This window comes from Acinetobacter nosocomialis, from assembly GCF_041021905.1.
Taxonomy (GTDB): Bacteria; Pseudomonadota; Gammaproteobacteria; order Pseudomonadales; family Moraxellaceae; genus Acinetobacter; species Acinetobacter nosocomialis.
This window is the reverse complement of sequence record NZ_CP157432.1, coordinates 1865498-1879510: the sequence shown is the minus strand read 5'-3', so window position 1 is coordinate 1879510 and position 14013 is coordinate 1865498. Positions and strand designations below refer to the sequence as shown.

Below are 14013 nucleotides of genomic sequence, written 5' to 3'. Positions count from 1 at the left end.
GTGATAAGTGGCGATAAAGATGTCTGGTGCTTTTGAATTTATCTTAGCGGGTATGTTAGTTGGCTTCTGTGTAGGTATTACAGGAGTTGGTGGTGGGTCATTAATGACACCAATTTTAATTGGTCTTTTTAGAATTGAACCGCATATCGCAATTGGTACCGATTTACTTTATGCCGCAATTTCAAAGTTTTGTGGATCAATGGTTCACGCAAAAAAACTCAATATCGTGTGGCCTATCGTTTTATGGCTAGCAGTGGGTAGTATTCCTGCGTCTTTCGGTACTGCTTGGGTATTGGAACATTATTTAAGTCAGTCAACACACTATAAAGCTGTTTTAACAATGGTATTAGGCTTTATGCTGACCTTGACTGGTGTTTCTATTATTTTCCGTACTCGTATTGAAAAGTTCTTTAATAAATTCCGAAATAAAGAGAATACCCAAACTGAAAATGAGCAATTAGCTGTTCAAAATAAACGCACCTATATTGTGATTATGGGCATTATTCTAGGTGTATTCGTAACATTATCATCTGTTGGTGCTGGTGCCTTTGGAATTATGGCACTCGTGATTATGTTTCCGAACTTACCAATGATTCGAATTATTGGATCAGATGTCGTACATGCAGTATTACTAACCTTAGTTGCCGGTCTTGGACATATGAGTGCCGGTAACGTCGACTTTATGCTACTTATGTGGTTGTTGGTAGGTTCTATTCCGGCAATTATTATTGGCACATTAATTAGCTCACGTATGCCGGAACGTTTAATCCGTAAAATTTTGGGTATTACTCTATTTGCTCTTGGTGTTAACTTTATGGTCCACCCAGTCAAAGCCAAACCAAAAGCAGCTGTGGTACAACAAGCAGTAGTTGCTGAAAAAACAGGCAACTCGACTGAAAGATAGTAAAATCAATAGGATTTTTCCAAACTGAATTGCCATGAGATGTAGTATTTTCATAATTATTTCATGGTATATTCAGTACACAAAACAACCTTTAGTATGATCGAACCAGTGACAGCAATGACTACACATTCAAATTCCGTTTCAAAGCCAGATATCGACGACGTTAACATTAAAAGTATCCAAACTCTTGTAACACCCGCTGAGCTTAAGTCAGAACTTCCATTATCTGATGTTGCTTCCCAAACTGTTCTAAAAGGCCGCGAAACTATTCGTAATATTTTAGATGGCTCAGATAAACGTTTATTTGTCGTTATTGGTCCTTGCTCTATCCATGATCCAAAAGCTGCTCACGAATATGCTGACCGCTTAAAAGCATTAAGCGAAAAGGTTAAAGATACTCTATATCTAGTTATGCGTGTTTATTTTGAAAAACCACGTACAACAATTGGCTGGAAAGGCTTAATTAACGATCCAGATATGAATGACTCATTTAACATTGAGAAAGGTCTACGTATTGGTCGTAAACTTTTACTTGAGTTAAATGAAAAAGGTTTACCTTGTGCAACTGAAGCACTTGACCCTAACTCTCCACAGTACTACCAAGATTTAATTTCATGGTCTGCTATTGGTGCACGTACAACCGAGAGCCAAACTCACCGTGAAATGTCTTCTGGCTTATCATCACCAGTAGGTTTTAAAAATGGTACAGACGGTGGTTTAACTGTCGCAACCAATGCCATGCAGTCTGTTAAATATGGCCATAGTTTCTTAGGCTTAAATGAAGACGGTCAGGTTTCAATTATTAATACAAATGGTAATCCTTATGCACACGTAGTATTACGTGGCGGTAATGGTAAGCCAAACTACGATGCTGGCTCTGTTGCAGAAGCAGAAAATGCTTTAGCAAAAGCAAAAGTTAGCAACAAAATCATGATCGATGCGAGCCACGCAAACTCAAATAAAGACCCGTACTTACAACCGCTCGTTCTTAAAAATATTACTGAACAAATTTTAGATGGTAATAAGTCTATCGTAGGTATTATGGTCGAAAGCCATTTAAAAGGCGGCCGTCAAGATATTCCTGAAAATCTTTGCGACCTTGAATATGGTAAATCAGTCACTGATGGTTGTATTGATTGGGAAACTACCGAAAAGACATTGCTTGAAATGCATGAAGCTTTAAAAGATGTTTTACCTAACCGTTAATTCATCTTTTAAAGATTGAAGATTAAACCCTCATTTTTGAGGGTTTTTTTTATTTTGTTTGGTCGGAATTCAGCTATGACAGCTATTCGTTTTTGATTATACTTCGACGAGTTTTTCCACTACGACCGCCTAAAATATGGTGCTGAGTTTCCGTCAACATTTGCTGAAGTGGCGCACGCTTTTAAGTGCTATCACTTTGCTGTGTTTACTATGGCACATTTTTTTGCCTACTCTTGTGCAAATTGGCATCGTACCTGAGTTGTATACTATGCCTAGTCACTGCCAACCAGTTGTATTAGAGCATTCAGCCCACCAACAAAATTTTAATATGGAGCAGCATCACGCTTCACATGCTCATCATCATATGGAATCTGTTCAAGATAAATTTCATAGTTCGCATGCTCAAGAAGTCTTTGCTCTAGCTACTCAAATCATGAAGCATTGCCCGTTATGTACGCATGGCCTAGATGCAGCAATTTTAATTCCACTCATTGCTTTGATTTTTGTTTTAATTTTACGTTGGTTTAGCCGTGTACGATGTCTGTGTCATACGTGGACCATACAACTAGAACGCCCCCTTACTTTCTATATTTTACCGATTAAACACGCCCCACCAACTGCTCTATAAAACCATAACTTTTCTCATCCCTATTTTCAGGGATTCAAAATTTATTGCTTTTTATAGGGTCATTCTATGTCATCCCTCAAATTTCGCTTATCTGTTTTAAGCGCAGCATGCTTATCTGCTTCAACTAGCTCTCTAGTTTTTGCTGAAGACTTAACACCAGCAAACAATGACACAAAAATCTTAGCAACGATTGTGGTCACGGCAAGTCGCGAAGGTGAAATACTGAATAAAACTCCAGCTGCAATTAGCCAAATCAATAGTGAGCAAATAGAAAATAAACATGCCACTTTTATTGGACAACTTGTAAACCAAACACCAGGAGTCTTGATGAATGATCTTGGTAATGAACAGCACATGATGTCTATACGCCAACCCATGACTACTGCTGCTGTTTATCAATATCTAGAAGATGGCATTTCAATTCGACCTGTAGGTGTGTTTAACCATAATGCCCTGTATGAGATGAATATGGCGGGTGTAGACAATATTGAAATTTTACGTGGACCAGCAAGTAGTGTTTATGGAAGTAATGCAATTGGCGGAACCCTCAACTTTTTAACCAAGGCGCCGAGTGCCACACCAACAGCAGATATTGATCTGAGCGCAAGTAGTGAAGGTTATCGCCGTGTTGACGTGGGAGCTTCTGATACCTTTGATACTCGTACTGGCACCCATGGGTTAAGAGTTTCTGCCTATGCCAGTGATCGTGGTGATAGCTGGCAAGATCATGCCGAAGCGGATAAACAAAGCATTACAGTACGTCATGACTGGCAAATTTCTGATTCAACTAAACTGAAAAATATATTTACCTATAACCACTTATATGCAGATATGACAGGTAGCTTAAATACTGAAGATTATAGTAAACGGCCTGGTTATAGCTATCAAACATTTACTTACCGGGAAGTAGATGCAACACGTATATCCTCCCAACTAAGTCATGACTGGAATGATCAACAGCAAAGTCAAATCACTTTATATTATCGGGATAATACAACCGAGCAAAATCCAAGCTATAACATAAAAACTGACAAGAAAGATGGAGTTGCAACAGGAACTTACAGCGGGCAAACCACTTATAATAGTTTTCAGTCCTATGGAGTCAACCTACAACACTCAGCAACTTTAGGCCAATTCAAGTTAGTCGTGGGTAGTATGGCTGAGCACTCACCGACTCAGGGCAGAACTAATGATATTGAAGTTTTTCGAGATCCTGTTACACGTATTTATACGAGTTTTAAACAGCGAAAGCTTTTACGTGATTTTGATGTCGACGTTAATAATAAAGCGATCTATGCTCAAGTGAATTGGCAAGCTTTGCCTAACTTAAACTTAGTCGGCGGCACACGTTATGATTGGATTCGTTATGACTATCAGAATAATCTAACCCCTTCTAATGTTACTGGCGCTCCAGATGAAACAAGAAATTTTCATAAGGCTAGTCCAAAATTAGGAGCAATTTGGAATATTACTCCTCAAATCGACTTCTATACAAACTGGTCACAAGGCTTTGTTCCACCAGAGGTCAGTAGCCTTTACGGCGCAAATTTAGTTACGCCGAATTTAACTGAAGCAACTTTTACCAATATTGATGCAGGTGTCCGTTTTAAAACATTCAATGACCGATTAGATGGTGAAATTACGCTTTATCGTTTAAATGGTGAAGATGAAGTAATTAGTTATACTAAACCCGATAATATCCGTGAACCACGTAATGCAGGTAAAACTCTTCATGAAGGTATTGAAGTCGGTGGAACTTGGCAAATTTCCGATCAGCTTGACCAAAAATTGAAAATTTCAGGTAGCTGGGCTCGTCATCGTTATGAACAATTCCAGCCGTCAGCTACTATTGATTACAGTGGAAATGATATGCCGAGCGCACCAAAAACTTTTGGTACGCTTGAATATCAAATTAAGCCAATCCCCGAATTATTACTTTCAGCAGAAGGTGTATATGTAGGTTCATATTGGATTAATGACGCTAATACTCAAAAATATGATGGTCATATGGTACTCAACCTGCGTGCAAACTATCGTAAAAAGGCCTATGAAATATATGGTCAGATTTTAAATGTGGCAGATACACATTATGCTGAAAGCACTTCTTTTAGTAATAATGAAGTGAGCTATACACCGGCAGCTCCACGTACATATTTAATAGGTCTACGCTATCATTTTGGTAATTAAGTAAATTTAAGTTTGTGGTCACAACTGGCCACAAACGCTTAATTTAACTATAAATAAAAACAACTTAAGACAAAAGTAAAAAGCAGAACGGTTTCACTAATTTCAATCGTAGCGCCCACGGTATCGCCCGTAATGCCATCAATTCGTTTTATAAACAGATATCTTAAATAAATCAGGCTTATTAAAAAACCAATTACAGCTATCAGCCCTTGCCATTCCCAATACAAAGGTAACAGTAAAATTAATGCAGCTATTATCCATGAAACAGTTTTAGGCAAATGGTCTGTCAAAGAACGACCTAAGCCTTTTTCGCGAACATATGGTGTAGTTAAAAACAAAATAGATGGCACCACACGTCCAAGTGCAGGAACAAATACTAAGAATAGCGTTTGATGTTGTTCAATCAATACAAAGACCAAAGCAAACTTGAGCAAACAAATGATAACTAAGCTCAGCACTCCAATTGGGCCGCAGCTCGGATCTTTCATGATTTGTAAAGTACGTTGTTTATCCCCAAAGCCACCTACCCAAGCGTCAGCTGTGTCGGCCAGTCCATCTAGATGCAATCCCCCAGTCAGCCAAATCCATAAAGTAAGTATAATTGCGGCAAGTAAAACAACGGGTAATTTGGCTAAAAGACAGACAACAAGAAAAAGTATGCCACCAATAATCATCCCAACCAGTGGATAAAACAAAATAGCCCGACCATTTTGTTGCGCCGTTGGTATAGTCTTTAACTCAATAGGTAGAACAGTTAAAAATTGCAATGCAATCCAAAAAGGTGTCATATCCCACTCTCTAACTGATCTATATATAAAAACAAACTGAATTATGAGGAAATAAAAATGGGAATAGCAATCCCTATTCCCATTAAACACTTCAAAAACTGTGAAAAACTACTGTATTTGATAGCACTGCTTTAATTTGATGTAGTCATAGTAAAAACTAGTTGGTGTGTAACGCGCATAGTTACACGCAGATTTAAATAAAGTCTCTTTTTCGTTATAAAGCATCTTCACTAAAGTCGAGCCTTGACTATTTTGGTAAACATCCCACTGTACGTTGGCTGCCATAGGTGAAACTACTTCACCACGCCATGTACTTGTTGAATAGTTATAAGTCTGGCGTAGTGGTAACGGCTGCATCATATTATGCAAATCCAAGCTAGTTGCCAGAGGAATAATAATTTCAGCATGGGCAAAACGTAAAACTGCTTTATATGGTTGAGCTTTATTTACAACAGCATCAACTTGTTGGAATAAATCTTGTTTGAGTCCTTGAGCAATTTCACTTGTAACTTGGTTCGACTCTGTGAAACTTGGACCTTTTTCATAAAAATCATTGGCATCATTAAATTCAGCATAAAATTTTGCGGCTTCCAAAGGCATATATTTATCAAAATCAACACCTTTTAACTCATCTTTCATACCACCAGAAATTGAATAAAGCTCATAAACATAAGCCGCAGCATCTACTGCACTAGCAATGGTATTTTTACCCTTACCTTTTTCTGTAATTTGCTCACCTTTTGGTGAAGTTACTGTAAAAGACCCATTATTGCTAAAACTATAACCTGTCGTACCAAGTTTTTTAATAAAGTCTGCTTTAAAAATCGGAGTGAGTACGGACTGGGCAATTTTTTCTGCTTGAGTATTCTTCGATAACTCACTCAACTTTTGGGCTAAATCTTTATTGTTTGCTTCGAAATCTTGATAGGCCTGACTAGCATCATAAATTTTTTGTTGGCTAGCACTAAGTGGTTGAGTTAAATCTTCAGTCGCATTTAGACTATGAAAATAAAGTTTAAAACGATCAACACCCCCGTCTACAAGACTAGGAACACTTGAACTCGATAAATTGGTATAAGACACAGGAACAATTTTATCTTTCAGCTGGGGCTGTTGTTTTATCAGTTCAGCAGTGAAGAATTTAGCACTATCCACCGCACGATCTACCCCAGAACTTTGTACCAATATAGATGCTTGAGAGTTTACAAGTGTTGGCAAGCGCTGTAATAGGCGATCGGCAATCCCGCGGTGTTCTAAAATACCGGTCATGGTTTCATTTCCATAACCGTATTGGCGAATACCTTCAACCCCATAGCCCAATAAAATATTGGCTTTCATCATGGCTTCCAAGTCAGCACCTAATTGCTCACCTAGTGGTGTTAAGGCATTTTCAGCTTTTGCCTGTTTCCATAAATTATAAAGCGCTAAATCATATTTCAGACTTGATAAACCTCTCGAACCGTGACGTGCCACTAACTCTGTAAAAACTGGCTGGAACCCCGTCGGCGCTTGTTCATAGCTTTTTAAGTCTTGTTGAGGTTGGTAAGGTGTTTTCGTTTGATAATATTTTGATGGGTTTGTGGATGGTGCAGTTTGAGCCTCTTGATCATCATTGTTATTACAAGCCGCGAGCAATAATGATGCTGCAAGCAAAGTTGTTTTAAATAAAATATTCATAAGCCAGATATGTGATTAATAAGAAATGCCAATAGCTTAGATACTAGCAATGACAGTTCTATTACACAGACTAAAATAACATTTTAAAAATAATAACTTACAAGTGTATAAAAATATAAAATTCAACTATCTCAACATAAAAGTTAATTGACCATCTGCTTCAGAAAATTCAAGAGAATATAATTTCCCAAGTTCTGCCGACATTTTAAGTAAGTCATCTAAAGGTTGCTGCTCGGCTAAACAAGCCAATAGCTTAATCACACCCCCATGAGTAACAACTAACGCATGTTGTAAATTATGTTTTTGCATATGCGTAAGTAAATCCTGCAAGCCTTTCAGAATCCTTTTTTGAAACTGGTTTAATGTTTCAGCGCGAGGTGGACAATATTGACTTGGTTTTTGCCAAAAGTTTGCAAGTAATTCAGGTGAAGTTTCATAAATTTGCTGAGTTGAGATACCTTCCCACTCCCCAAAATACATTTCTTTTAAGTCATGATTTATAAGTAAAGGGAGTTCTGCTGTTTTGGAAAGTTCCTCAGCAAAACAAGCACATCGTTTTAATGAGGAACTTACAATAACATCCCATGTCTGGTCTGTGACTTGCTCAATGGTTGACTGCATTTGCTGCCAACCTTTTGCTGTTAACTCATCATCTAAATGCCCACGTAAAGTATGGCTATACTGACTTTCACCATGTCTGAGCAAATCGATCCTAAATTTACCCAATTTTATCCCCGCTTACAGCAGCTTGAGCAAAAGTAGCCATTTGGTTATGTAAGACACATGCCATATTAACTAATGCCAAGGCAGTACCAGCCCCACTACCTTCGCCTAAACGCAAGTTCATCTTTAAAATCGGGTCAGCATTAAGTTCTTGTAAAATACGTAGGTGTCCATACTCAGCCGATTGATGACCAAATAACATCCAGTCACGTACTTTAGGGTTCATTCGTACCGCACATAAAGCGGCTACAGAACTAATAAAACCATCCACAATCACAGGTAAACCCACTTGCGCACAGCGAATATAAGCACCTGTAATTGCCGCAATTTCCAAACCACCTACAGCACATAGTGTTTTAAAGACATCACCAATGACATGTTTATGGTGAAGTTCAATTGCCTTTTCAATTACTTCAATTTTATGTCTTAACTGATCGGCACCAATTCCTGTACCAACTCCCGTTAATTGCTCAGCCGTATCATTTAGTAAAAGACAGGCTAACGCAGAAGCTGAACAGGTATTTCCAATACCCATTTCACCCGCAATATAAATATCTGCGCCATTCGCTTTAGCAGTATCTACACTTTTTTTCCCTAACTCTAAGGCAGCACGGCATTCGTCAGTACTCATTGCAGCTTGTTTGGCAAAATTTGCAGTGCCAGCACGAATAAAGTGACGTTCAACACCTGCGTACTGGTATGGTTCACCTACTGTGCCACAGTCAATGACTTGTAAATGAGCTTGATGATATTTAGCAATGACACTAATTGCCGCACCGCCAGTTGTGAAGTTTTGCAACATTTGACGGGTAACAGCTTGAGGGTATGCAGAGATATTTTCTTCAACTACACCATGATCACCTGCAAAAATTGTAATCCATGGATGGTTAACTTGTGGATGTGCATTTGACTGTAAACTGGCAAGTGTAATTGCAATCTGCTCTAAATCACCTAAGGCACCTGTAGGTTTGGTAAGCTGGAGTTGATGTTGCTCCGCTTGTTGTTTTGCGTCCAGATTAGCTTTCTGTATAGATTCTAACCACCAGTTCATTTTTATTTCTCACCTTTTAAAATCATTGGAAAACCCGCCACACAAAACACAACCTTATCTGCAATTTGCCCTAAGGCTTGATGTAGCCTTCCTGCTTCGTCGACAAAACGGCGGCTTATCTCACCGAGTGGCACAACGCCTAAACCCGTTTCATTACTTACTAAAATGATTTCTGACTGGAGTATAGGTAAAACTTTTAACAGCTGTTCACACTCAAATTGTTGAACGTTTTTATCTTCTAAAAGTAACAAATTGGTTAGCCAAAGTGTTAAACAATCCACCAGAATAATTTGGTTAGGTCTATCAATTTCTTGCAGAGTTTTTGCTAAAAATAATGGTTCTTCAACCAAAGACCAGTGAGCAGGACGATGATTTTGATGATGGGCAATCCGGCTTTGCATTTCTGCATCTAGCGCTTGCGCCGTCGCCACATAAGTGACAGCTAATTGCATAGATATGGCCGTTTGTTCAGCCAGTCGGCTTTTACCAGAACGAGCACCACCTAAAATCAATTGCAACATGGCTCACCTAAAAACAAATGCTGATACGGATACAGCTGCCCTTGTAAAATTTGAGCCTCATAATAACCAAAGGTTAAATGCTCAAATTTAAGATCAAATTCAGCCTGATCGTATTGTACAGGTAATTGAGAAATTTTTTGTAAAATCAAATCACTACTATAGTCTTTTTTATACAAACCCAATGTAATGTGCGGATAGTAATCTAAAGCGGCAATTTCATTAGAAATTGAGCCTAATTTTTGACGCATGAGAGATAAAATATTTTCTTTATCCTGAATTTCTACAAATAAAGCACTACTAAAGCTATCAACCGAACCAATTTTTAATTGAAATGGTGCAATATTTTCTTTTCTTAAAATTTCCCTTTGCTGCACAAATTCACTAAAATAAAAGTCATCATCATGAACTTTAGTCCCATGAGTCAAGAAACCGCATATAAACAGCGTGACATGATATTGACGGTGATTAGGCTCTACTAGAAATTCTGAAAAATGCGCACGCAATTGATCTAGATAATGAACTAATTTCAGATCATTAATTTCTAGGTACCATAAAGCGTAATTTTGACGCCCAAGGTGCCATTCAGGATAATCCCGCATAGACGTCGGCACCATGAGTGTGGAGGGTTTTAACAGCACAGTTTTAATTCAAAATCATTTAAATTTCGTATTAAAACATGTTCGCCTTTCAATTGTTGAGGTTAATTCATTAAGCACTTTTAAACATATTAAGTGAGTGTAGTTTTGGCATTGTTCAACTTAATGTCCAAAGGTTGTTTACCTTGTTCAGAAAACAAATATTGAATAAGTTGAACCAACTCAACTTCAAGCTGTCTTCTTTGATTTGTACTCAATTCTAAGTTCTGAATTTGCTGTTGCAGATGTTCAACTGCTTTAGTCTCTTGAATTTCTAAAAATTGAATCGCATAGGCATAACCTAAAGCAGCACCTTTTAATAAATTTTTATAAGGCAAATCATGACGAATATTCACTGCAATTGATGCCATAACACGTTCATTGTGATTGAGTTTACGTAGTGGATCTCTAGCTACGCGTTGACAAGGATCTTTAAATGCATATTCACATGAGTCTAGAAAACTTTGTGCCATTCGATTTAGATCTTTTGCATAGTTAGGTAATACAATTGCAAGTCCCTGCTTCACTTCTGCAATTAAGTTTTCTGCAAATGCTTTAACTGAATGATCACCCATGGCAACACCAATAGATTCATAACCCATTAAAGATGCATACCAAGCAAGCATCGCATGTACACCATTCCATAAACGGTTTTTAATGAGTTGAATGTCAGTAATTTGGTCAACCAACACCATCTGACGCAACTTTTCAAGTAAAGGGCTGCCTTTCTCTACATAAATTGGCATATCTGTTTCACTATGGAACAAGATTAAATCCATGCTTTGTAAGATATGTCCCGGCTGAAAATTACGGCGCATATTATCAACATAGATAGATGCCTGATTTTGCTGATCTTGAGTCAGTTTATTACAGTCTTCAATTTCGATTTGGTCTTCTTGTTCAATATCTTCTAAATGCTGTTCAAGAAAATTATGCTTAATACGAAGTTGACGATATAAATTCTGATTAGAAAGTTTTGAAACCATACGATTAACTACGGTATCGCAAAAATAATGCTCTTTTAAAATATGCTCGGTGACATCTTCATCGTTAGTTAACTCGAGTAGAGCTTCTTTAAGATGCTTCATCACCAAATATTTCGCACCCACCTTATTTAAAATAATTAGAAAGGTTAAGGGTTCTATACATGTTTCAAGTTGTGAATTAAAACGTGCATATAACCCTTTTGCAATTATCTTTGCTTCAGTTTCAATTGCTTGCTCGGGCAAACATAATGCAATCAAACTTGAATGAGTGTACATCTCTAACATTTGTTGTTCATTATCAGAGTCAACAATGGTCATATTCTCAATACGTTCATCATAAGAAAATTGCCCATAGCGAATACTATAGGTACCAAACGCATTTACAGCTTCGCGGAAAAGACTATTTCGTGTTGACGCAATAATACGTTTTGGTTTCGTATAACCATCCCAATGCGACAAGATCTGCGCTATATAACCACCGCCAATAGCACCGAAACCATGTATTCCAACAGTAAGCTGATTCAGACTTTGCGGAAAAGGTTCCTGTATCTCTGGCATATCCATAACAGGAATAAATTGGTCGAGGTCAGTTAAAAAATCATACATCTGGTCATAATAAAAATGCGCTTTTTCCAGCATTTCGTCATTAGGTTCTTTAATATCTTTTAATAAAATTGTTAGTCCTTTCGATGTATGAGCTGAAGTTAAACCATTTTCCGAATCTTCAAACATTAAACATTGGTTAGCGTCTAAATGAAGTTGACTAGCCGCTTTGAGAAAAATTTCTGGATGTGGCTTCCCTTGTTCTACTTCATCTCCACAAGTAAGGACATCAAAAAATTTATAAACATTCGCATTAATTAAATATTCTTCGGCAATTGCTCTACGGCTTGAGGTGGCCACAGCCATTCTTAGACCAGATTTTCTTAAACGCTCTAGAACTTGAACCAGACCTTTTTTAATAGGCACACCGTGTTTTCGAATATGTTCTAGTTCCATCTCATCGGCACGTTTTCGAATTTCCTTATATGGAACATCTACTCCGTATAAACGTTGTGCAAGCTTTTCCGCCGTTGTCGCGCTTAACCCCAAACATTGCATTAAATATTCGTGTGAAAACTCCTGTCCAATGAGTTCTTGAGATGCCTGTTGCAATGTTTGAAACCGTAACCGTTCAGTATCAAACATTGTCCCATCCATATCAAAGATAGCTCCATGAACAGGTTTTCCATGAAAAATAAGCACGTTTTTACCTCTTTTTTTGATCATGTTTTATTCAGGGTATACAAAAAATTGCTTAAAAAGGCAGGATGATAATAAATGAAACATTAGTGGTTATTTTTTAATCATAAATATAAGAAATCTGTTACTGAGAAGAGTTAAATACTCAAAAAGGTTGAACAATATAGATAATTCTGAAACTGAGTTTAAGTACAAAGGTAGCAAGCCTTCCTCGCTTGCTACCTTTGCTTCTTCTTTTTATGCGCTGATCATGTTTGTTTTTCTTAGGTCCATTTACTGCTAACAAACCTGCATTTTTTATTATGTCTTGCAGGTCTACCAATACCAGAAACTCATATAATTTTTGTTATTTTCTGGTAGAACCAAACAATACATAATAATGATAATCATTTTCATTTAGTGTGTCAACTTGCTATGCCCTTTTTTTAATCAATCAAGTACATCTACAAATTGCGCCGTTAATATGTGTGCCAAGTCTTTAGGATTTAAACCAATATCTAATCCTCTTTTACCACCACTTACATAAATTTTGCTTAACTCTTGTGCAGAGGCATCAATCACTGTCTTTAAGCGTTTCTTTTGACCTAATGGACTAATTCCACCCACTAAGTACCCTGTTAAACGTTCGGCATCTTTAGGATTTGCCATCTGTAATTTTTTACAGCCCATTGCCGTAGCTACTTTTTTTAAATTGAGTTGATGGTTAACTGGTATAACCGCAACAAAATAATTTTTCTCATCGGTAACAAGAAGTGTTTTAAACACCTCGTTTACATCAAGGTTTAACTTTTCTGCGGCTTCCAAACCAAAACTTTTAGCATTTGCATCATGTTCATATTCATGAATGGAAAATTCGATTTTGTTACTTTTTAACAATCTACATGCAGGAGTCATACGATTTTAGATTTTAATGAAATGAGCTTGATTATATTTATTTTAAAAAAAGTTTAAAATTTGCTTAGGCTATTTACATCCTTTACATGAAAAATCAAACGAACACCGAACAAAAAACAATCTAAACTTGATATTGGGTAGATGACTCCAATATATTTAGTTGAGATTTAAAGTCTGAACTGGCGAATTTATGAGTTACAAACACAATAATCTGATGGCAATGCGTCACCGTTTTTGGGATGAGTCTTCAGATCATGTATTAAATGAAAAGCAATTTTTACAGCAGACCTTAATCGAACAAGGCATTTTTAATAATGCGACTTTTGATGATGTTAAGTACTTTTTCTATACACTGCCTAGCATCGTTATTGTAAAGGCTCATGCACTTGGTTTTATGCATGATTCCGTCAAGCAAATGGTTATTCAGCATATTCAAGCTAATCGTATGCACTTAATGCAAAAGGCTGAATTGAAAATTCAGTTTAAAATGTAATTTGCCGGTTAGTATCTGATACGGCGTTTTATAGTAGTTTATTTTTTCTGAATGGCGGATATTTTGATTTTCTTATTA

Annotated in this window: 13 protein-coding genes; 5 read left to right on the top strand and 8 right to left on the bottom strand. The window is 37.2% G+C overall.

What is annotated here, in order from left to right:
* Positions 1-19: 19 nt before the first annotated feature.
* The 4 genes from ABLC00_RS08715 (at position 20) to ABLC00_RS08700 (ending at position 4925) form a co-directional block, all read left to right on the top strand.
* Positions 20-904, top strand: coding sequence for a sulfite exporter TauE/SafE family protein (locus tag ABLC00_RS08715; RefSeq protein WP_002049910.1), 885 nt, complete (start codon positions 20-22; stop codon positions 902-904).
* Positions 905-1000: 96 nt separating this feature from the next.
* The gene (locus ABLC00_RS08710) at positions 1001-2110 is read left to right on the top strand and encodes a 3-deoxy-7-phosphoheptulonate synthase (RefSeq protein WP_016805781.1); all 1110 of its coding nucleotides are present in this window, start codon (positions 1001-1003) and stop codon (positions 2108-2110) included.
* Between the two features lie 136 nt (positions 2111-2246).
* Entirely contained in the window at positions 2247-2738 is a 492-nt protein-coding gene (locus ABLC00_RS08705) for a hypothetical protein (protein WP_032047546.1), read from the top strand.
* A gap of 66 nt (positions 2739-2804) precedes the next feature.
* On the top strand, positions 2805-4925 hold the full coding sequence (locus ABLC00_RS08700; protein ID WP_033846315.1) for a TonB-dependent receptor: 2121 nt from the start codon (positions 2805-2807) through the stop codon (positions 4923-4925).
* A gap of 47 nt (positions 4926-4972) precedes the next feature.
* Here ABLC00_RS08700 and ABLC00_RS08695 read toward each other — a convergent pair whose 3' ends face one another.
* The 8 genes from ABLC00_RS08695 to ybaK all read right to left on the bottom strand — a co-directional run bounded on the left by ABLC00_RS08695 (position 4973) and on the right by ybaK (position 13442).
* Positions 4973-5713 (bottom strand): adenosylcobinamide-GDP ribazoletransferase, encoded by a 741-nt coding sequence (locus ABLC00_RS08695; RefSeq protein ID WP_033846316.1) that lies wholly within the window; start codon positions 5711-5713, stop codon positions 4973-4975.
* 108 nt (positions 5714-5821) lie between these two features.
* The gene (locus ABLC00_RS08690) at positions 5822-7390 is read right to left on the bottom strand and encodes a histidine-type phosphatase (protein WP_033846317.1); all 1569 of its coding nucleotides are present in this window, start codon (positions 7388-7390) and stop codon (positions 5822-5824) included.
* 126 nt (positions 7391-7516) lie between these two features.
* Positions 7517-8116: a histidine phosphatase family protein gene (locus ABLC00_RS08685; RefSeq protein ID WP_033854178.1), complete on the bottom strand. Its 600-nt coding sequence runs from the start codon at positions 8114-8116 to the stop codon at positions 7517-7519.
* A complete protein-coding gene (cobT, locus tag ABLC00_RS08680) occupies positions 8109-9164 on the bottom strand; it encodes a nicotinate-nucleotide--dimethylbenzimidazole phosphoribosyltransferase (protein ID WP_033846319.1) in 1056 nt (351 codons plus the stop codon). Before cobT ends, ABLC00_RS08685 begins: the two co-directional genes overlap by 8 nt.
* 2 nt (positions 9165-9166) lie before the next feature.
* Positions 9167-9685, bottom strand: coding sequence for a bifunctional adenosylcobinamide kinase/adenosylcobinamide-phosphate guanylyltransferase (gene cobU, locus ABLC00_RS08675; RefSeq protein ID WP_033846320.1), 519 nt, complete (start codon positions 9683-9685; stop codon positions 9167-9169).
* Positions 9673-10299 carry a 2'-5' RNA ligase family protein gene (locus tag ABLC00_RS08670; RefSeq protein ID WP_033846321.1) on the bottom strand — a complete coding sequence of 209 codons (627 nt, stop codon included), beginning with the start codon at positions 10297-10299 and terminating at the stop codon, positions 9673-9675. Before ABLC00_RS08670 ends, cobU begins: the two co-directional genes overlap by 13 nt.
* Before the next feature lie 113 nt (positions 10300-10412).
* A complete protein-coding gene (gene mtlD / locus ABLC00_RS08665; RefSeq protein ID WP_033854187.1) occupies positions 10413-12551 on the bottom strand; it encodes a bifunctional mannitol-1-phosphate dehydrogenase/phosphatase in 2139 nt (712 codons plus the stop codon).
* Between the two features lie 426 nt (positions 12552-12977).
* Positions 12978-13442, bottom strand: coding sequence for a Cys-tRNA(Pro) deacylase (ybaK, locus tag ABLC00_RS08660; RefSeq protein ID WP_017392831.1), 465 nt, complete (start codon positions 13440-13442; stop codon positions 12978-12980).
* A 190-nt stretch (positions 13443-13632) separates the two neighbouring features.
* Between ybaK and ABLC00_RS08655 the strand changes: the two genes are divergently transcribed.
* Positions 13633-13935 carry a hypothetical protein gene (locus ABLC00_RS08655; RefSeq protein WP_000120631.1) on the top strand — a complete coding sequence of 101 codons (303 nt, stop codon included), beginning with the start codon at positions 13633-13635 and terminating at the stop codon, positions 13933-13935.
* The last annotated feature ends 78 nt before the right edge of the window (positions 13936-14013 follow it).